General features: G+C 65.5%; 18 protein-coding genes. 8 read left to right on the top strand and 10 right to left on the bottom strand.

The window, feature by feature from the left end:
• The 4 genes from BLR80_RS11860 to BLR80_RS11845 all read left to right on the top strand — a co-directional run.
• Window positions 1-2,907: SDR family NAD(P)-dependent oxidoreductase (locus tag BLR80_RS11860; RefSeq protein WP_143012162.1), on the top strand; the 2,907-nt coding region annotated here is incomplete at its 5' end.
• Between the two features lie 4 nt (window positions 2,908-2,911).
• A complete protein-coding gene (locus BLR80_RS11855) occupies window positions 2,912-3,781 on the top strand; it encodes a damage-control phosphatase ARMT1 family protein (protein WP_092080511.1) in 870 nt (289 codons plus the stop codon).
• Window positions 3,782-3,797: 16 nt separating this feature from the next.
• Complete coding sequence (gene aroC / locus BLR80_RS11850) at window positions 3,798-4,877, top strand: chorismate synthase (protein WP_092080508.1); 1,080 nt, start codon at window positions 3,798-3,800, stop codon at window positions 4,875-4,877.
• A 23-nt stretch (window positions 4,878-4,900) separates the two neighbouring features.
• On the top strand, window positions 4,901-5,914 hold the full coding sequence (locus BLR80_RS11845; RefSeq protein WP_171906442.1) for a radical SAM/SPASM domain-containing protein: 1,014 nt from the start codon (window positions 4,901-4,903) through the stop codon (window positions 5,912-5,914).
• Window positions 5,915-5,946: 32 nt separating this feature from the next.
• Here the strand turns inward: BLR80_RS11845 and BLR80_RS11840 are convergent, their stop codons facing one another.
• The 4 genes from BLR80_RS11840 to BLR80_RS11825 are packed head-to-tail and all read right to left on the bottom strand — an operon-like array spanning window position 5,947 to window position 9,677.
• Window positions 5,947-7,335 (bottom strand): DNA recombination protein RmuC, encoded by a 1,389-nt coding sequence (locus BLR80_RS11840; RefSeq protein ID WP_092080502.1) that lies wholly within the window; start codon window positions 7,333-7,335, stop codon window positions 5,947-5,949.
• Window positions 7,332-7,796 (bottom strand): PaaI family thioesterase, encoded by a 465-nt coding sequence (locus tag BLR80_RS11835; protein WP_092080499.1) that lies wholly within the window; start codon window positions 7,794-7,796, stop codon window positions 7,332-7,334. Before BLR80_RS11835 ends, BLR80_RS11840 begins: the two co-directional genes overlap by 4 nt.
• Entirely contained in the window at window positions 7,768-8,328 is a 561-nt protein-coding gene (locus BLR80_RS11830; protein WP_092080496.1) for a methylated-DNA--[protein]-cysteine S-methyltransferase, read from the bottom strand. The genes BLR80_RS11835 and BLR80_RS11830 overlap by 29 nt, the downstream gene beginning before the upstream one ends.
• Entirely contained in the window at window positions 8,328-9,677 is a 1,350-nt protein-coding gene (locus tag BLR80_RS11825; RefSeq protein WP_092080493.1) for an MFS transporter, read from the bottom strand. The genes BLR80_RS11830 and BLR80_RS11825 overlap by 1 nt, the downstream gene beginning before the upstream one ends.
• Before the next feature lie 247 nt (window positions 9,678-9,924).
• Here BLR80_RS11825 and BLR80_RS11820 point away from each other — a divergent pair, with 247 nt between their 5' ends.
• A complete protein-coding gene (locus BLR80_RS11820; RefSeq protein WP_092080490.1) occupies window positions 9,925-10,938 on the top strand; it encodes a hypothetical protein in 1,014 nt (337 codons plus the stop codon).
• A 15-nt stretch (window positions 10,939-10,953) separates the two neighbouring features.
• On the opposite strand, the gene BLR80_RS11815 is transcribed toward BLR80_RS11820, so the two are convergent.
• Window positions 10,954-12,045, bottom strand: coding sequence for an AAA family ATPase (locus BLR80_RS11815; RefSeq protein ID WP_092080487.1), 1,092 nt, complete (start codon window positions 12,043-12,045; stop codon window positions 10,954-10,956).
• 64 nt (window positions 12,046-12,109) lie between these two features.
• Window positions 12,110-12,481, bottom strand: a complete 372-nt coding sequence (locus BLR80_RS11810) for a DUF423 domain-containing protein (RefSeq protein WP_092080484.1) — start codon at window positions 12,479-12,481, stop codon at window positions 12,110-12,112.
• Between the two features lie 249 nt (window positions 12,482-12,730).
• On the opposite strand from BLR80_RS11810, the gene BLR80_RS11805 reads away from it, so the two are divergent.
• Entirely contained in the window at window positions 12,731-13,312 is a 582-nt protein-coding gene (locus BLR80_RS11805) for a hypothetical protein (protein ID WP_092080481.1), read from the top strand.
• Entirely contained in the window at window positions 13,313-14,470 is a 1,158-nt protein-coding gene (locus BLR80_RS11800; RefSeq protein WP_092080479.1) for a methyltransferase, read from the top strand.
• Window positions 14,471-14,537: 67 nt separating this feature from the next.
• Here BLR80_RS11800 and BLR80_RS11795 read toward each other — a convergent pair whose 3' ends face one another.
• The 4 genes from BLR80_RS11795 to BLR80_RS11780 form a co-directional block, all read right to left on the bottom strand.
• Entirely contained in the window at window positions 14,538-15,527 is a 990-nt protein-coding gene (locus tag BLR80_RS11795; RefSeq protein WP_092080476.1) for an MBL fold metallo-hydrolase, read from the bottom strand.
• Window positions 15,514-15,795, bottom strand: coding sequence for a hypothetical protein (locus BLR80_RS11790; protein ID WP_245691522.1), 282 nt, complete (start codon window positions 15,793-15,795; stop codon window positions 15,514-15,516). The genes BLR80_RS11795 and BLR80_RS11790 overlap by 14 nt, the downstream gene beginning before the upstream one ends.
• 184 nt (window positions 15,796-15,979) lie before the next feature.
• Entirely contained in the window at window positions 15,980-16,600 is a 621-nt protein-coding gene (locus BLR80_RS11785; RefSeq protein WP_092080473.1) for an SET domain-containing protein, read from the bottom strand.
• A 23-nt stretch (window positions 16,601-16,623) separates the two neighbouring features.
• Complete coding sequence (locus tag BLR80_RS11780) at window positions 16,624-18,588, bottom strand: GNAT family N-acetyltransferase (RefSeq protein ID WP_092080470.1); 1,965 nt, start codon at window positions 18,586-18,588, stop codon at window positions 16,624-16,626.
• Here BLR80_RS11780 and BLR80_RS13030 point away from each other — a divergent pair.
• On the top strand, window positions 18,587-18,754 hold the full coding sequence (locus BLR80_RS13030; RefSeq protein ID WP_171906441.1) for a hypothetical protein: 168 nt from the start codon (window positions 18,587-18,589) through the stop codon (window positions 18,752-18,754). The two genes, BLR80_RS11780 and BLR80_RS13030, sit on opposite strands and share 2 nt — an antisense overlap.
• The last annotated feature ends 4 nt before the right edge of the window (window positions 18,755-18,758 follow it).

Here is an 18,758-nt window from a genome sequence, read left to right as displayed (position 1 = left end):
CAGCTGCCCCAGCTGCCAGCCGTGGCGCCGGACGAGCTCGGTCGCCTCGAAACCCTGCGCCAGATTGTTGACAGCCTCGCCAGCAGCCTGCCGGCCGCGCCCGCTGTTGCAACAACCAGCACTGCCGCCGCCACGGCGCTCGCCGCTGGCGCGCTGGAACAGGCGCTGCTGGCGGTGGTGGCCGACAAGACCGGCTATCCCGTCGACATGCTGGAACTGGACATGCGCCTGGATGCCGATCTGGGCATCGATTCCATCAAACGGGTCGAAATCCTCTCGGCCCTGCAGGAGCAGCTGCCCCAGCTGCCAGCCGTGGCGCCGGACGAACTCGGTCGCCTCGAAACCCTGCGCCAGATTGTCAGCGCGCTGGCTCCAGCGGCTCTGACCACCGACAGCACCCGTCAGGGTCAAGCACTGCCGCTGTCCAGCTGCGCCACGCCGGCAAGCTGTCGCTGCGCCAGCAAGGGCTCGTGTGCCGATCCGGCGACCTGCCACTGCACCAGCTCGACAGCCGAGGCCGCCGAGCTGCCGCAAGCCGGGCTGTACCGCCAGCGCATCCGCGTCGTTCCCTTAACGGCCGCGCCGCCACGGCCGCTGATCAACGACGCGCCCTTCTGGATTGTCGACGACTGCTCACCCCTCAGCACGGCTCTGGCCGAGGCGCTCCGGCAGCAAGGCCTTGTCACTGAAATCGTCGGACCACAGCAGCACAATCCGCCCGCCCGACTGGCCGGGCTGCTGGTTCCGGCACCGGCCGTCGGCAGCGACAGCCTGTTCCTGCAACAGACCTTTGAACTGCTGCAACGCTGCGCGCCGGCCCTGCAGCGCGCCGCCAGCACCGACCGCAAGGCACTGTTCGCTACCCTGGCCCGGCTTGACGGCAGTTTCGGCTTCGACCCGGCCGGTACGCCGCTGGCCGATCCGCTTTCCGGCGGGCTGGCCGGACTGAGCAAGACCGCCAGCCACGAATGGCCCAACGTCTGCTGTCAGGCCTACGATCTGGCAGCGGAACTGCCACTGGCCCAGCAGGTAGAGGCGCTTGTCGCCCAGTTGCAACAGCAGGGACCGGCCGAAATCGGCCTGACCGCTGCCGGGCCGGTGACGCTGCAGCTGGAAACCACCCCGCTGCCGCAACCGGCACAGCCTCTGCGCTTCAGCAGCGATGAGGTCATTATCGTCAGTGGCGGTGCCCGCGGCGTCACGGCCGAGGTGGCCTGTCAACTGGCCGCCGCCGGTCAGCCGACCCTGCTGCTGCTGGGGCGCAGCCCGCTGCCACAGGCGGAGGACGCCGAACTGGCCGCCGCCAGCGATGAAGCCGCCATCAAGCGGTTGCTGCTGGCCCGCACGCCGGACAAGCCCAGCCCGCGCGCGCTGCAGCAGGCCTGTCAGCAGGTGCTGGCGGCCCGCGAACTGCGCGCCAATCTGGCCCGCATGACGGCCAGCGGCGCCCGCGTGCTGTACCGCGCCCTCGACATCCGCGACGAGGCGGCGGTGGCAAGCGCCGTGGCCGAGGCCCGTGCCTGCGGCCGTATCCGGGGCCTGATTCACGGTGCCGGCGTACTGGCCGACAGGCGCATCGAGGATAAAACCGCCGATCAGTTCGCCGCGGTCTACAGCACCAAGGTGGCCGGCCTGCTGGCGCTGCTGCAGGCCACCGCCGATGACGCCCTTGATTTCATCGCACTGTTTTCCTCCTCCACCGGCCGTTTCGGTCGCACCGGCCAGTGCGATTACGCCGTGGCCAACGAGGTGCTCAACAAAAGCGCCCAGGCCATCGCCCGTCAGCGGCCCGACTGCCGGGTGCTGGCGCTCAACTGGGGCCCCTGGGACGGCGGCATGGTGACCCCGGCCCTCAAGCAGCTGTTCGCCGGTGAAGGCATCGAGGTCATCCCTCTGCGGCAGGGCGCCGCCTATCTGTTGGCCGAGCTGGCCGACTCGCGCCGCAGCGAGGTCGAACTGGTGCTGCTCGGCGGCAGCCAGCCGGCGACACGCTCGGGGGACGATCACACCGGCCCGGCAGACACCGCCACCAGCGAAGCGCCCTGTGCCCCCCTGCTGGCCCAGCCGCTGTACGAGCTGACCGTTGCCAGCCGCCGCATGGCGGTGTTGCGCGACCATGTGCTGGCCGGCCGTGCCGTGCTGCCCACTGCCCTGCATCTGGAATGGCTGGCCCAGGCCGCCCTGCACAGCCAGCCCGGTTTGCAGCTGCTGGCCATCGACAACCTGTGCATCTGCAGTGGCCTGAAACTGGCGGCCGACGACTCCGCCCAGCTGCAACTGCGCGGCGATAGTCCGGCGCAGACGGCGGAGGGACTGCGCCTGCCGCTGCAACTGTGCGATGCCGCCAGCGGTCAGCTCTACAGCCGCGCCGAAGCCCTGCTGGCCGATCGGCTGGCAGCCGCGCCAGAACCGCTGCCAGCGCTGGCGTTTGATCCGGCAACCGGCGGCGACGCGGCCCGTTATTACCGCAACGGCCAGCTGTTCCACGGCCCGCTGCTGCAGGGTTTGCGCCAAATCATCGGCAGCAGCGCCAACGGCATCGAAGCCCTCTGCCAGACGGCGCCGGCACCGGCGAGCTGGCTCGATGCGCCCCTGCGCAGCAGCTGGCTGACCGAGCCGCTGCTGGTGGATGGCGCCTTTCAGCTGCTGATTCTGTGGACGCAGGCGCAACACGGTTGCGCCTGCCTGCCGGCCGCCATTGGCCGCTATCGCCCGTTTGTCGAGGAGTTCCCGGCCGGTCTGGGCCGCCTCCGGTGCCGGATCGACCGCCTGCAGGGCAGCCAGTTGAACGCCACCATTGATCTGCTTGATGAAACCGGCAAGCGCGTTCTGGCCCGGCTGGAGCAGGTGCGGGCCACCCTGGCGGACCTGACTGCCGCCTTTGCCGCCAACCGGCTGCAGGCCTAGAACGATGGATATCCAGCTCGACTGCCTGCCCTGTTTCGTGCAGCAGACCCTCAGCGTGCTGCGGCGGGTCGAAGCCAGCGAGGAGGACAAGGAACGGATTCTGCGCCAGGTGCTGGCCGAACTCAGCCGCATTGACCTGGCCCAGCCGCCGCCGGCCCTGGCCCAGCGCATTCATGCCGACATCCGCCGGCTGTGCGGCATCACCGACCCCTTTGCCGAGGCCAAGCGTCACGACCAGCAGCTGGCCCTGCGCCTGCTGCCCCAGCTGCAGCAGCAAGTGGAGCAGGCTGCCGAGCCGCTGCGGGCGGCGGTGCAACTGGCCATCGCCGGCAACAGTCTTGATCACGGCGTCTATCACAATCTGACGCCAGAGAAGGCCCTGGCGCAGTTGCAGCAGGCTCTCAACCTGGAGATTGTCGGTGATCTGGCGCATTTCGCCGCCGAGCTGGCCCGCGCCCGCCGCATCCTGTTTCTGGGCGACAACGCCGGCGAGGTGGTGCTCGATACCCTGCTGCTGCGGCTGCTGCCGCGCGAACGGCTGACCTATGTGGTGCGTGGCGGTCCCATCCTCAACGACGCCGGTCTGGCCGAAGCCCACGAAGCCGGCATCGCAGATCTGGTGGCCGAACTGATCGACAACGGCGACGACGCCCCCGGCACCCTGCTGCCGCGCTGTCGGCCCCAGCTGCGTCAGCGCTTTGCCGAGGCCGATCTGATCATCGCCAAGGGCCAGGGCAACTACGAAACCCTCAACGAGCAGGCCGGCAACATCTTCTTTCTGCTGCGGGCCAAGTGCCCGGTGGTGGCCCAGCTGATCGGCTGCCCCGTCGGCACCGCTCTGCTCCACCATCGCCCGCTGCCCCAGCGTCCTTGAGCCACGGAGAACCGCCATGTCCAGCAGTTTCGGCACCCTGTTCCGCCTGACCAGCTTCGGAGAATCCCACGGCGCAGCCGTCGGCGCCATTGTCGACGGCATGCCGCCACGCCTGCAGCTGTCGGCCGACCTGATCCAGCAACAGCTCGACCGGCGCCGGCCGGGGCAGAACAAACTCGGCACCAGCCGCAACGAAGCCGACGCGGTGCAGATTCTCTCCGGCGTGGAGGACGGCCTGACCCTGGGCACGCCCATCGGGCTGCTGGTGGCCAACACCGACCAGCGGCCGCGCGATTACGGCAACCTGCAGCGCATTCCACGCCCGTCCCACGCCGACTACAGCTACCAGATGAAATACGGCATCCAGGCCAGCAGCGGCGGCGGCCGCGCCAGCGCCCGCGAAACCATCGCCCGCGTGGCCGGTGGCGCCGTGGCCGAAGCCTTCCTGCAGCAGTGCTATGGAGTCGAGATCGTCGCCTGGGTCAGCGCCGTCGGCACCATTGAAGCACCAGCCCTGGATAGCGACAGTCTGCAGCGCAGCGCCGTCGACAGCAGCGATGTGCGCTGTCCCGACCCGGCCAGTGCCGCCGCCATGACCGCCGAGATCATCGCCGCCAAGGCCGCCAAGGATTCCGTCGGCGGTGTCATCAGCTGCGTCTGCCGCAATCTGCCGGCCGGCTGGGGTGAACCGGCCTTCGACCGGCTTGAGGCGCTGCTGGCCCAGGCCATGCTGTCGCTGCCGGCCACCAAGGGGTTCGAGATCGGCTCCGGTTTCGCCGGCGCCCGCCTGCGCGGTTCGCAGCATAACGACCTGTTCGTGGCCAAGGGCAACCGGCTGGGCACCCGCACCAACCGCAGCGGCGGGGTGCAGGGCGGCATCTCCAACGGCGAACCGTTGCTGATGCGCGTCGCCTTCAAGCCCACCGCCACCATCGGGCAGGAACAGCACACCGCCGACTACGACGGCCGCCCGGCGCTGCTGGCGGCCAAGGGCCGGCACGACGCCTGCGTGGTGCCGCGTGCCGTGCCCATCGTCGAGGCCATGGCGGCCCTGGTCCTGGCCGACCTGGCCCTGCGCCAGCGCGCCCGCGGCTGATCCGGTCTGCCATGCCGGCTCCCATGCCGGCCGCCGCGCTGACCGGCTGGATCTGCAGCCGGCCCTTCGACTGGCTTGAAATCCAGCGCGGCGGTACCGCCTTCGTCTGCTGCCCGGCCTGGTTGCGCCGCTCCATCGGCAATGTGCTGCATCAGCCGCTGCCGGCCGTCTGGAACAGCGCCACCGCCATTGAACTGCGCAAGAACGCCAGTAACGGCCGCTTTCACGGCTGCAGTCCGCGCCGCTGCCCTTTTCTGGCGCGGCGCCAGCCACCGGTCATGCCGGCAGCGGCAGCACCCGTCCCTCTGCGCCAGGCGCTGCAACAGCGCGATTACCAGCAGCCCCTGCCCGGCCAGCTGCACCTCTGTTACGATCCGCGTTGCAATCTGGTCTGCGCCAGCTGTCGGCCGGCCCCGGTGCAGCTTGACCGCGCCGAAGCCGACGGCTGCGAGCGCCTGACCCGCCTGGTTCTCGACCAGCTGGCGCCCCAGGTCAGGCAGCTGCGCCTGAGCGGCCACGGCGAACCCTTTGCCGCCCCCTCCTACCGCCAGCTGCTGGCGGCCATCGGCCCACGGCATTTTCCCGCCCTGCACAGCCTGCATCTGCACAGCAACGGCCTGCTGTGGCTCAGCCAGCGCCAGCACCTGCTGCCCCGGCTGCGCCCCTACCTGCGCTCGGTCGAGATCTCCATCGACGCCGCCAGTCCGGCCAGCTATCGCTGTAACCGCGGCGCCGACTTTGCCCAGCTGCTCGACAACCTCGCCTTCATTCACAGCCTGCAAGTTGATCTGACCCTGAGCTTTGTGGTCCAGCACAACAATTTCCGCGAGATGCCCGCCTTTGTTGACCTGGCCCGCCGCTTCGGCGCCCGTTGCTTCTTCAGTCCGCTGATCAACTGGGGCAGTTGGACCACGGCAGAATACCGCCAGCGCGCCGTGCACCGGCCCCAACATCCCCAGCAGGGCGAATTTCTGCAGGTTCTGGCACAAATCAGCCAGCAGGCGGGGGTTGATATCGGGGTATTGGGACAAGGCTGAGCACAGGACGATCGCCCTGCCCCGCCAGCGGATCAGTGCCCTGCTTCCGGTTCGATTTCCGCTGGTTCCAGCTCGGCCCGTTCGAGGATGGCCGGCGGCAGGGGTTTGGCCACCTTGACGCCAAGATCGACAAAACGCTGGGCCTGGCTGATGAGGTTACCCTTGCCAAGACACAGGCGGCCCATGGCGCTCTGATAGCTCTGATCGAGGGCCGCGATCTGGACGCCGATTTTTTCCATTTCGGCAACAAAGCCGCGCAGCTTGTCGTGAATGGCACCGGCACGGCTGGCGATGGCCTGGGCATTCTGGTTCTGGCGTTCGTAGCGCCACAGGTGTTCGATGGTGCGCAGGCTGGCCAGCAGGGTGGTGGGACCGACAACGGCAACACGGCGCTGAAAGGCGAGATCGAACAGGGCCGGATCGGCCTGCAGGGCGGCGATGAGCGCGGCTTCGATGGGCAGGAACAGCAACACGAAATCGAGGCTGCGCAGGCCCGGCAGGGCGCTGTAATCCTTGGCGGCCAGACCGCCGATGTGCTGACGCACGGCGGCGACATGTTCCCGGAGAGACTGTTCGCGACTGGTGGCATCGGCCGCGTTGCAATAGCGTTCGAAGGCGACCAGCGAAACCTTGGAATCGATGACCAGATCGCGCCCTTCGGGCAGATGAACCACCACATCGGGCCGCTGCAGACGCTGGTCGGCGTCGCGCAGGCTGCTCTGCAGTTCGTATTCGCTGCCCTGGCGCAGGCCCGACTGCTCCAGCAGCCGTTCGAGCACCAGCTCGCCCCAGCTGCCCTGTTGCCGGTTATCGCCCTTGAGGGCACGGGCGAGCTGGCCAGCTTCGTCGTTGAGACGCTGACTCTGCTGGTGCAGCTGTTCCAGCTGCTGTTTGAGGCTGACGCGCTCGCGCACCTCGTCGGTATGCACGGTTTCGATGGTGCGACGGAACTCCTGCAGCTGTTCGCGCAGGGGACTCAGCAGGGTCTGCAGGCTGGCACTGTGGCGCTGTTCAAACTGGCGGCCCTTTTCGTCGAGAATGTCCTGTGCCAGATTGCGCAGCTGCTGGCGCAGCTGCTCCTGAGCCTGCACCAGTAGCTGACGGTTCTCACGATTTTCGCGCTGCTGTTCGTCAAGCCGGGTCTGCAGCACGGCCAGCTGCTCGCCCCGTTGCTGCAGCAGCTGGCGCGCCTCGTCCAGCTGCTGCCGCTCTTGCAACAGCTGGCGCTGGAGGGGTTCGCGTTCCCCCTGCAGCCGGGCCTGCTGGTGCTGGCTTTCGCTCAACAGCTGGCGCAGGCGGCTCAGCTGACCACCGCGCCGCCACACCAGCAGCAGCGCCAGCAAAAACAGCACTGTCAGCACGAGAAACGCGACCGGCCAAACCAGCGGCGGCAGGTGGAGGATGGCGGCGGGCAGGTTCATGCGGCGGGGGTATCGTAGGGCTGACATCGGGCCAACCGAAGTTGGGCCGTCATGCGCAGCACCCGCACCCCGGCATCGTTGAACAGTTCGACGCTGGCATCCCAGCAGCGTTCACCGGCGGGACGGACCTGCGCCAGGGCGCGCACCTCTCCGCTGGTGACCGGAGCGAGAAAACTGGCCTGCAGCTCGGTGGTGGCGAAATGGCTGCCGACGGGCACGCAGCTTTTCAGCGCCATGACGGCGGCGGTGTCGGCCAGACTGACCAGCGCGCCGCCATGCAGCAGGGAGCCGCCGTTGGCGAGGCAGTACCTAAAAGGCATCTGCAATTCGGCCTTGCCCCCGGCAGCGCTGAGAATGCGCATGTCGAGCAGCTGTTCAAAGGGCGCGCAGCTGATCCAGTCATCGAGCAGGATGCGGTAGGGGCCAAGTTCCTCAGCATCCGAAGCGGGCAGTGATGTCATCGATCCATCCTTCCTGAACAAGCAGTTGACGTTTGATGGTGCTGCCGGCGCGAAAGCCGCCCAGGCCGCCCGTGGCCGGAACGATGCGGTGACAGGGCTGCAACCACAGCAGCGGATTGGCGGCCAGCGCCCGCGCCACGGCGCGACAGGCCGTCGGCTGACCGATGGCGGCGGCCAGCTGGCCATAGCTGCGGGTCTGCCCCGGCGGAATCTCTTGCAGCGCCTGCCACACCCGCCGCTGAAAGGCGGTGCCCAGGGCCAGCCAGCAGACTTGGCGGGGCGGCTCCGGGAAGCGGGCGAACAGCCGCTGCAGCCAGGGTTGCAAGCGGGTTTCGGGCGTCGGCTGCAGCTGCAGGCGATGGCGGCGGGCAAACGGCTGTAGCCGTGCCAGAGCGGCGGCCCGCTGGCGCGGCTGCAGGTCGAGCAGCAGCAGTTGCGTGGCGCTGCCGGCCAGAGTCAGTTGCAGATCCGGCCAGCAGGGCGCGACGCACTGGCCCCACCACAGCGGCGGCAGCGGCCCGGCAGTGCGCATCAGTCCTGCGCCTGCAGTGCGGCGAGCAATGCATCAGCTTCCGGCAGCCGCTGGCAGAGCAGCGCGGCCGCGCCGCTGACCGCGCCCAGCAGCAGAATCAGGCTCAGGGCGCCGGCGCTCTGGGCAATAAAGCCCAGTCCCCCCAACAGCAGCGCCAGCAGACCAACCAGGCTGTTACTCAGGGCGGCGCAGCTGGCGCGTTCTTGCCGGGGGATGGCATCCACCAGATAGGTCTTGCGCCCCAGCCGCACGCCGGCCTCGGCCAGACCGATGAGTACGAACGCCAGCAGGTACAGCGCCTTTTGCAGCCCGGCGACGGGCAGAGCCGTCAGCAGCAGCGCCAGCAGCGCCGCCGCCGTGGCCAGCAGGGCGCTATGCTGCATCACCCTGCGGCTGGTTTCGTCGGCCAGCCGGCCCCAGAACGGGCTGCTGATCAGCTGGGCCAGCCCCACTGCCGCCACCAGCAGACCGACGGTGGAGCCATCGACCAGACCGAGACTGTGCAGATGCATGAAATAGAACGGCGGCGCCAGTTCGACACAGAGCAGCAGCGCCCGCAGCTGCAGAAAACGGCGGAAACCGCTGGAGCGGCGCACCAGGGTCAGGCCGTGGCGCACCTCCGCCAGCGGGTTGCGCGCTCCCTCGGTGGCGCCGGCGTCTTCCCGAATCAAAGCGAAGCAGACCGCGCTGACCAGCCACAGGCCGGCCGCCGCCAGCAGCAGCCCCTGCACCAGCGCCAGGGAGTCATCTGTCCGGCGTAACAGACTGAGTAGCGCACCGGCCGCCAGGGTCAGCAGACCACCAACGAGCGCCCGCAGCGACAGCAGCCGGCCGCGCCGGCCCTTGGCGATGGTTTTACCGAGCACATCCTGAAAGGCGACGGAGGCGCTGCCGCTGGCCATGCTGAACAGAGCCAGCAGCAGCAGAATAACGCCCCCGGCTACGGCCGGTGACAGGCTGTGAGCCACGGGCAGCATCAGCAGCAGGCACAGGGCCTGCATCAGTGCACCACCCACCCACAGCCACTTGCGCCGGGCCAGACGACGGATCTGACCAGCCACGGCCAGTTGCGGCAGCAACGCCGCCGTCTGCTTGATGGGCATCAGAAAGCCGAGCATCCACAGCGGACTGCCGATCAGCTGCAGCAGCCAGACCAGCACCAGATTGGGCCCGGCCAGCTGTTCAGCCAGCTTGGAAGCGGCGCCATTGGCCAGATTGCAGGCAAAATTACGCCGTTGCTCGTGACAAGCCTGCTCGGGAATATCGGCGCAGGCCCGCTCGCTGCCATCCTCACCGGCAACAAAGGCGACAAGACGCTGGCCGAAACGGTTCAACAGATTGGTAGCCATCGGTATTCACTCCTCCCACCCAAAAAACAAAGCACCCGCGCCTGCTAAAGACAGGCAGGGTGATCACAGCGGCCAGGGCGCGGCCGGGTCATTTTCAACCGCCGGGCTAAAGACCTCAGGCTTGCCGGCCGATAAAAGACAGAAGCGGACTGTTTTCACGGATGAAGAAAGCCCGCTGCCTGCCGCTGCCCCGCAAGCGGCCCGGCTGATCCGCCAGTCTCCCCACCAATGGGCCACGGAGGGCGCCATGATCATCACCGAATCCTCGGTTCAGCTGCATGCCCAGCACGAGAAAAGCCAGATCGCTACCCGCAGTGAATCCCTGCAGATCCAGTTCAACACGCCTTCAGTTGCCAACGAACCGCTGCAGCTGAGTGAAGCGGCCCGCAGCCCGCGCAGTCTGCAGGCCGAAACCGTCGATCCGCAGGCGCCGGACGAACCGCTGGAAGAACTGGATATGTTGATTTTGCGGCGGCTGACCGAGATGCTGATCGGCAAAAAAATCCACCTGCAGCACAAGAAGAATCTGGCCCCACCGGCGGCCACGCCAGCGGTTTCCCCCGGCGAAAACCCGGTGGCGGCCCAACCGGCGGCACCCTTCGGTCTGGTCTACAGCTATCACGAATCCTACCAGGAACAGGAACAGCTGCAGTTCAGCGCCACAGCCCAGGTACAGACCGCCGATGGCCGCCAGCTTGATCTGGCCATTGATCTGCGTCTGAGCCGGGCCTTCTATCAGGAAAGCCAGTTTGAACTGCGCGCCGGCAGCGCCCTGCAGGATCCGCTGGTGATCAACTTCTCTGGCACGGCCGCCCAACTGACCAGCGAACGGTTCAGCTTCGATCTCGATCTTGATGGCGCCGAAGACCAGATTGCCGTACTGGCGCCGGGCAGCGGCTATCTGGCGCTCGATCGCAACAGCGACGGCCGCATCAACGACGGCAGCGAACTGTTCGGCCCGCGCACCAACGACGGTTTCGCCGAACTGGCTGGCTTTGACGAAGACAGCAACGGCTGGATTGACGAAGCCGACAGCCTCTACGACCGCCTGCGCGTCTGGACAACGACGGCAGACGGCAGCCAGCAACTGCTGGCGCTGGGTCAGGCCGGCATTGGCGCCCTGTATCTGGGCCGCGTTGCCACGCCCTTTTCCCACACCGACAGTGCCAACAACCTGCTCGGCGCCACGCGCGAAACCGGCCTGTTTCTGTTCGAGGACGGGCGCGCCGGCACCCTGCAACAGCTGGATCTGGTGGTCTGAAGCGGCGGCCAGCTGTTACAACAGCGCGTCGATGGTGGCGAAATCGAGTTCGTCGTCAGCCAACTGACGAATAAAGGCGATCTTCTCCTGGTCGTCGGCGGTAATCTTGGCCACATCGCGGGTAATCCGGGCAAAGGCTTCGGAGTTGCTCAGGGTGGTGCGCAGATAGGGAATACCGCTGTCGTCAAGAATCTTCTGGGTGATGGGCGATACCGCAGCCTGGCCGGGAATCACCAGACCGGCGATCCTGCCACGGTATTCCGGCAGGTGATACAGTGACGCCAGCATCACCATCAGCTCATCACGACTGCTGTTGACCAGCAGCAGGGTGGAATCCTGCAGCAGGTCGGCCACACGCTGAGCTGACGCGGCGCCAAGCTGAACATGATGGGCAATCCGCTGGCGCTGGCTGGTGTCACCGCGCAGTGGCGTCGCCAGGATACGACTGATGCGGTCAAGCGTCGGATTGGCCAGAATCGGCGAATAATTGAAGGCACCGAGCAGAGCATGGGGCGCGGCGGCAAAGGCCTTGCGCAGATAACCGAGGGTTTCCTGGCGTTTTTCCGGAATGAACTTGTTAAGCAACAGTGCCGCCACCGGCACCTGATGCCGCTCGAAGGCGTACAGATTCAGTTGCAGCGCATCGATGGCCCGGCCGATGGCGGCTTCGGCCATCAACAGCACCGGCGCACCGAGCAGACGAGCCACCTCGGCGTTGCTGCAGCCCAGCACCGAACCAACCCCGGCATGACCGGCGCCTTCGATGACGAGAAAATCGCACTGCTGCTCAAGCTGGCGGCAGGCGTCAACGATGCGCTCGGTCAGATCAGCCCGATGGCAGACACCATCAAGCAGCTCACGGCTGGTCTGCGGCCCGACCGTCACCGGCGACATCAGTGCCAGCTGCTCGCCCAGGCCAAACACACCGGCCATCAGGGCGGCATCCTTGTCCACCTGCAAACCCTGAAAATGGGTCAGCTTGGGGCCGACCGGCTTGATGAACCCAATACGCGGGTATTTTTTAGCGGCACAGTGCAACAGAGACAGACACAGGGTGGTCTTGCCGCAATCCTTGCCGGTTGCCGCAACAAAAAGTTTTCGGGCCACGATGTTCCTCCTTGGCATAAAAAGGGTCCCGCCAGTTCGGCCTGCCGCCGCACGCCGGGCCGCATTATTCGCCGGACAGGGCCGCCTGACAAAGGACCGTCCAACCGGCGACAAGACACAGACCGCCCAGCGGTGTCAGGTACCGCAAGGGTTCCAGACCGGTGGCGGCCAACAGGTAAAGACTGCCGCAGAACAACAGAATACCGAGAACAAAGAACAGCCCGGCCGTGCGGAAGCGGCGCTGACGGGGCAGTTGCTGCACCAGCAGCGCTACCGCCAGCAATGCCAGGGCATGGGTCAGCTGATAGCTGACCGCCTTGTCCCACAGCCTGAGCTGCAAAGCGGAAAAGGAAGCCTCCAGACGATGGGCGGCCAACGCCGCCAACAGAATGGCCAACAGGGCATTGCCACTACCCAGAACGAGAAAAAAACGCATCGGCAACTCCAGCACCAGAGGACAAAGCGCACTACCGCCGTAACAGGGTTTCAACAACGCCCGGCGAAAAGCTTCTTTTCGCCTTGCTCACAACAGCAGGAAGGGTAATCCTGTTGCTGGTTCTGGTCGCCCGCCCCGGGGCGCCAGCGGCTGGTTACAGGCAGCCGGATCAAGCCTAAGGGAGAATACCGGCCGACGCAACCGCAAAGCCGGACCGAACGCCCCTGCGTTACCGAAAGGAGAAATACCATGGTCACGGAAATTGCCAACCCGCAGCTCCAGAATTTTCGCGCCGAAGCCCAGCAGCTCCTGAAGCAGCGACAGCAGCCGGCGGCGTCCCAACCACCATCCCCGGTAGCGGGCGCAACGCCGCAGAGCGATCGTGTCAGTCTGGGCCAAACGCCGCCCGCCAGCGGTCTGTACAGCGCCAATCTGCAGCCGGTGGACGAAATCGCCGGCGATGCCCAGCTTAATCTGCTGCGCCAGCTGGTGATCCAGACCTTCCAGGAGCAGGGTCTGGCAACGGAAATCGCCCTGGGCAATGAAACCATCGACCTGCAGAGTCTCACCCCCGCGCAGGCCCAGGAACTGGTGGCCGAGGATGGCTATTTCGGGGTCGAGCAGACCTCGCAGCGCATCGTCGATTTCGCCATCGGGCTGGCCGGCAACGACCCCAGCCGGCTCGACGCGATTCTCAGTGGCGTTGAAAAAGGCTTCGGCGAAGCCGAAAAAGCCTTCGGCGGCACCCTGCCCGACATCTCTTACGCTACCCGTGACGCGGTATTGCAGAAGCTTGACGACTGGGCCGCCAGTTTTGAGCCGCAGGCCTAAATGACGCTGTTTTCAAGCCCGATCGGCACGCTGCAACTACAGCGTTATCCCACCACGGACGACCCTTCTTTGCAGGCCTGGGACGCGGCCGACAGCTACCTGTTGCAGCAGTTGCTGCAGCAGCCCGGCTGGCCGGCCGCGCGCCGCATCGGCATCTGCAACGACCGCTTCGGCGCCCTGAGTCTGGCCACCCTGCAGGCGCTGGCCGCACGGCCGGGGGAATTGCTGAGTTTCAGCGATTCCTGGCTGGCCCAAGAGGCCTTGCGCCGCAATGCGGCGGCCAATGGCTATGCCGCCGATCTTGTCAACGGTCGCCTGCAGCTGTGCGACAGCCTTACAGAACCTGATAAAGAGCTTGATATTGTTCTGGTAAAAATACCGAAATCACTTGCGTTTCTCGAAGATCAGCTCTGTCGTCTACGGCCGGCCCTGCGGGCGGATAGTCTGGTGCTGGCCGGCGCCCTGTGCCGTCATCTGGCACCGGGACTCAATACCGTACTGGAAGACTGCATCGGCTCATGCCAAGCCTCGCTCGCCTGGAAAAAGGCCCGTCTGTTTCAGGCCCGGGTGAGCGCCGCACCACGGCCGGTGCCTACCCCGACCGACTATCTGCTGAGCCCTGGCGGTGTACGGCTGCGGAATCACGCCAACCTGTTCAGCCGCACTCGCCTTGACAGCGGCAGCGCCCTGCTGCTGCAGCAACTCGACCAGTTGCCGGCAGCAACCCAGGTCATTGATCTGGCCTGTGGCAACGGCGTGCTGGGACTGCTTTACGCCCAGCGTCATCCGGCCGCCCGGCTGCTGTTTATCGACGAATCCCACATGGCGCTGGCTTCAGCCCGACTGAACGCCACGGAGCTGTGCGGCTGCGCCGCACCCCACCGCTTTGTCGCCGGTGACGGCCTGAGCGACTGTGCTGCCGCCAGCGCCGAGCTGATCCTGTGCAACCCGCCATTCCACCAGCAGCACGAGGTCGGTGACGACACCGCCTGGCGGATGCTGCGCCACAGTCGCCGGGTGCTGAAAAAAAACGGCTGCCTCTGTCTCGTTGGCAACCGTCATCTGGGTTATCACAGCAAACTCAAACGCCTGTTCGGCAACTGTCAGCTGCTGGCCAGCGACGCCCGCTTTGTCGTGCTGCTGGCCCGCAAGGCCTGACCGGCGGCCGGCACCAGCCCCATCCAGGCGGGAGACCAGGGGGCAACGCCCCCGCCGGCCGCGTTGGTCACAGGGACGGCAATGGCCGGGCCAGTAACTCGGCGCGCTGGGCCGCGTTCAGCCCCGCTACATAGTCGCGCATGCCCCGATGGCTGTTGCTGAAGAAATAGCGCTCCCGCGCCTGAATATCGGCTGCCAGACCGCCGAAGCGGGCAAATTCAGCATCATGCGTCAGCAGGTAACGCCAGAAGGCCGCCGGCTGTTCATCCTCGGCCAGATCGGCGGTACGGATACAGCCCTGCACCCACAGCAGCAGCTGGCGGCGGGCCAACCGCAGATGGTGCTGCGCTTGCGGCACCAGCCCGTAATGGGCAAAAACCAGGCTTTGCGGCTGAAGCGCCAGTACCCGTTCGACAGACGCCAGCGCGATGGCCAGATCGAAGCGTGGTGGCGTGGCCGGCCGCATGTACAGACCGGCCGGCGACGGGCTGCGCACCCCCGCCACCTCGCCGGCAAACAGCAGGTCAGCCAGCAGATAGCTCTGGTGATGCACGGCGTGGCCCGGCGTCGCCACCACCTGCAACGGCAGGGTCGGCCATTGTTCCTCCGCCACAAAGGCCGTCTGCGCCACCGGCACGATCTCACCGTAGTCCTGCGCCAGCTCACCCAATACCTTGAGCGAACCCTGCCAGAGTTTTTCCGGCGCCACCAGATGACGCACCCCCTCGGCATGACAGACCACGCGGGCCTGAGGGAATTCCCGCAACAGGGCGCCGGTGGCGCCGGCATGGTCGATATGAATATGGGTCAGCAGAATCAGATCGAGGCGTTCGACCTGGCAGCGGCGCAGGGCGGTCAGCAACAGCGGCAGCGTGGCCAGCGGACCGGGGTCGACCACAAAGGTCAGCTGCGCATCGCGGTAAAGCCAGGCACTGATAAAACGGCGGAAGCCTTCCCGGCCGGGCAGATCCAGATCGATACAGTACAGTTCCGCCGGCGCCAGTGACGGCGGCGCCAGATTGGCGGGCAGGCCGGTGGACGGCTCAGGCGTGGTCATCGGCAGCACCCGGCCAGAGTTGGGGATCACACAGCAACTCGGGATTGACCGCGATCTTGCGGCATTTGCCACAGATATAGCGCAACGCATCGGGATGCTGCTGACAAGCTTGCGGCGGCCGCAGACTGGGTGAACCGCACCAGTCGGCACGACAACCCTTGCCGAGCGGCTGGCACAAACAATCGATATCGAGGGAAACGGCGCCACAGCGGGCGCAGACAAAGGCGGGCATGTCGTCACTGACGGGAATACAGCGGGAAAGATCCAAGGTACGGTCTCCTCTCTGGCCGGGCAAGGGAAACAAATCGGCCCCCGGCAACGCCAGCCGGGAGCAACGGTCGCCAAGCATACCAAAAAGTGCCAGCCGCAGCCAACCCTGCAAGCCGCAGGGCACCGCCTCCACCACCCTTTTCGCTGCCGGCGGCGGCCCGGTGGGCCGGCAGCAGGAGCATTCAGTCCGCTGCGATCCGGTCCACAACCGCCGCGTCGCAGCGCCATTTAAGCCCGCGCACGCTGCGATAACTGGCGGGATCAGACGACAGACGCGACAAAGCCTCGACGGTTGCGGCGCTCAACAGGGGCCACAGGGGTTGCTGCAGCCGGGGCGCCTGCTGCAGCGCGTCGCAAATCTGCTGATCCCAGAGATCGGCCAGCCGATCGATATCGTCCAGCGCCAGCCGCCCCCGGCAGGGCTGGCAGTTGCAATACAGTTCGTAGGGTTCCTGCACATTGAGCAGACCGTAATCGGTAGTGATCTCCTCGCCGGCCGCGATATCGCGCACAACGATTTCCAGCCCGTAGTCGGTCATCAGGCTGTTGCTGGTGCAGCTGTGATTGATGTACTTGGCATGATCCCAACCCAACACCAGTTCTCCCCGTTTATTATGGTAGAGATAGGTTTCCAGACTGTCGCGCAACACCGGCGGCAGGGCCTGAAAATGGGCGCGCGTAAGGCACTGATCGAAGGCGTCCTGCACCACCAGCAGCGTGCCACGGGGCAACGGCGCGGTGGCAAAGACCCCGTTGCCGATGGCCTCACTGACAAAACCGATACGGGTCGCGGGATGGATCATGAGCGGGCTCCACAAAACAAAGGTTAAAGCAGATAACGCGGCTGATGGCGTTCGCGCTCGATGCGGCTGAAAAACGAAGCCATGATGCGCAGGTAAAGTTCATCCTGCAGCAGGGCATCTTCGATGCCGACGTCGATATTGGGATTGTCATTGATCTCGATGACATAGGCCTGCCCCTGAACATCCTTCAGATCGACGCCATAGAGGCCGTCGCCGATGAGAGAGGACGATTTGACCGCCGCTTTGAGAATGTGGGGCGGCACCTGCTGCAGGGGAATGGCCTCGGACTGGCCGGCAAAATCGGCCGAGGTTTCATCGCCCCAGTTGTACACCTGCCAGTGACCGCGGGCCATGTAGTACTTGCAGGCGAACAGCGGCGCATGGTCGAGCACGCCAATGCGCCAGTCGAAGGCCGTTTCGAGAAACTCCTGGGCAATCACCAGATCGCTCTGGGCGAACATCTGCTTCAGGCGGATCTGCAGGGCGCTCAGGTCCCCAACCTTGTAGACGCCCAGGGAAAAGGAACTCTCCGGCAGTTTCAGTACCAGCGGAAACGGCAGCGCGCGCAAGCGCTCGGGCGTGGCGGCGGTTTTCGTCAGCAGCCAGGAACGCGGCTGACGCAGGCGGGCGCGAGCCAGCCGTTCATGCAGGTAGATCTTGTTGGAACAGTGCAAAATTGACCAGGGATCGTCAATCACCACCAGCCCCTCGGTGTAGGCATGACGGGCAAAGCGGTAGGTATGGTTCTCGATGGCCGTGGTTTCGCGGATGAACAGGGCATCGAACTCGCAGATGCGGCGATAGTCCATCTTGCCGATGAACTCGACAAAAAAGCCGATCTGCTCGCCGGCCCGGCGGAACCGCTCCAGCGCCTGCGGACAGGACGGCGGGGTTTTTTCCTTCGGATCGACCAGAATCGCCAGATCGTACTTGTATTGCTTGAGCTGGGTGCGGCGGTGGCGTTTTTTCTGGAAATAGCGGGTGACCGCCTCCTGAAACAGTTCCGGCTGGCTGCGCGTTACCTGTGTCAGGCTCAGCGGCCTGATCTGGCGAATCTTCCAGCTGCCGTTACGGGCGAACTGGACAATAAAAAAGGGAATCTCGAACAGGGTGAACAGCTTCTTGGCCAGATCGGCGAACTCGCGCCGCGGCGTCTTGCCCAGCACCACCATCAGCTCCAGGCCGTCCGGCCCGATGCGCTGCAGCTTGTCATCAAGAAAGGGACGGATCTCCTCGGTCAGGCTCTGGGCGATGGCCATGTTGGCGACATCCTTCATCGCCATCACCGAGGGTATCAGCCGGTGGTTGCGGGCCGCCGCCAGCAGCGACACATAATAGCCCAAGCTGTGGGTACGGTACGACTGGCACAGATTCAGCACATGGTAGCGTTCGCTGTTGCGAAAGCGCTCGGCCGACAGGTAGTCACGAGCCGAGACGATTTCGACACCGGGAATGGCAAAACGCCAGCGCCGCACTTGATCGACCACGATCACGTTGCCGGTGAACAGGGCACTGTCCGGCGTCTGGCGCAGGCGGTGCACCATGCGGCAGGCCGGTTCGCCCGGTCCATAATAGTCCTCCAGCTGTTCAACGGTGACAAAGGAGAATTTGCGGTACCAATCGATCAGCGCCCGGTTGTGGCTGTCGGCCTCCAGGGTCAAGCGGTCACAGCCACGCAGCTGGGCCAGACCGATGAGGTAACGCAGCAGAAAATCACCCATGCCGTGACCACGATAATCCGGATGGATGGCGATGGAATAGATGCGCAGAGCATGCTTGTAGCAGAACACCGTGGCCGCCCCCACCGGCGCCGGCGGCAGTTTGTTCTTGATGCGTTCGAGAATGTAGGTCTGCTGACTGGCACTGGTAATGCTGGTCCGCAGTGAACGGCGGCTGCTCTGCCGATGGCAGGGGAAGCAGCAGCCTTCCAGCTGGTGCAGAAAATCGAGATCCTCCAAAACAGCTTCGCGGATCTGCAGGCGGCCCATGGGTGTTTCCTCGCAAGAAAAAAGGACCAACGAAAAGACGCCGCCCAATGTAGTGCCGGGCGGCGCGCAGCTTTTTCCTTATACGCCAATTTTCACGGCTGTGAATGAAAATCCGCAGCCGGTCGCATTATTTTTACAATGCCCTGAAACACATGTCATTACGTGAGCTT

Source organism: Desulfuromonas thiophila (assembly GCF_900101955.1).
GTDB lineage: Bacteria > Desulfobacterota > Desulfuromonadia > Desulfuromonadales > Desulfuromonadaceae > Pseudodesulfuromonas > Pseudodesulfuromonas thiophila.
Note: the sequence above shows the minus strand (reverse complement) of the source record. Positions and strands in the feature narration are given on the sequence as shown.

Coding starts and splice junctions, on each gene's coding strand:
- BLR80_RS11855 (WP_092080511.1), top strand. CDS start 2,912: ATGGATATCCAGCTCGACTGCCTGCCCTGTTTCGTGCAGCAGACCCTC.
- aroC (WP_092080508.1), top strand. CDS start 3,798: ATGTCCAGCAGTTTCGGCACCCTGTTCCGCCTGACCAGCTTCGGAGAA.
- BLR80_RS11845 (WP_171906442.1), top strand. CDS start 4,901: ATGCCGGCCGCCGCGCTGACCGGCTGGATCTGCAGCCGGCCCTTCGAC.
- BLR80_RS11840 (WP_092080502.1), bottom strand. CDS start 7,335: ATGAACCTGCCCGCCGCCATCCTCCACCTGCCGCCGCTGGTTTGGCCG.
- BLR80_RS11835 (WP_092080499.1), bottom strand. CDS start 7,796: ATGACATCACTGCCCGCTTCGGATGCTGAGGAACTTGGCCCCTACCGC.
- BLR80_RS11830 (WP_092080496.1), bottom strand. CDS start 8,328: ATGCGCACTGCCGGGCCGCTGCCGCCGCTGTGGTGGGGCCAGTGCGTC.
- BLR80_RS11825 (WP_092080493.1), bottom strand. CDS start 9,677: ATGGCTACCAATCTGTTGAACCGTTTCGGCCAGCGTCTTGTCGCCTTT.
- BLR80_RS11820 (WP_092080490.1), top strand. CDS start 9,925: ATGATCATCACCGAATCCTCGGTTCAGCTGCATGCCCAGCACGAGAAA.
- BLR80_RS11810 (WP_092080484.1), bottom strand. CDS start 12,481: ATGCGTTTTTTTCTCGTTCTGGGTAGTGGCAATGCCCTGTTGGCCATT.
- BLR80_RS11805 (WP_092080481.1), top strand. CDS start 12,731: ATGGTCACGGAAATTGCCAACCCGCAGCTCCAGAATTTTCGCGCCGAA.
- BLR80_RS11800 (WP_092080479.1), top strand. CDS start 13,313: ATGACGCTGTTTTCAAGCCCGATCGGCACGCTGCAACTACAGCGTTAT.
- BLR80_RS11795 (WP_092080476.1), bottom strand. CDS start 15,527: ATGACCACGCCTGAGCCGTCCACCGGCCTGCCCGCCAATCTGGCGCCG.
- BLR80_RS11785 (WP_092080473.1), bottom strand. CDS start 16,600: ATGATCCATCCCGCGACCCGTATCGGTTTTGTCAGTGAGGCCATCGGC.
- BLR80_RS13030 (WP_171906441.1), top strand. CDS start 18,587: ATGGGTGTTTCCTCGCAAGAAAAAAGGACCAACGAAAAGACGCCGCCC.
- BLR80_RS11780 (WP_092080470.1), bottom strand. CDS start 18,588: ATGGGCCGCCTGCAGATCCGCGAAGCTGTTTTGGAGGATCTCGATTTT.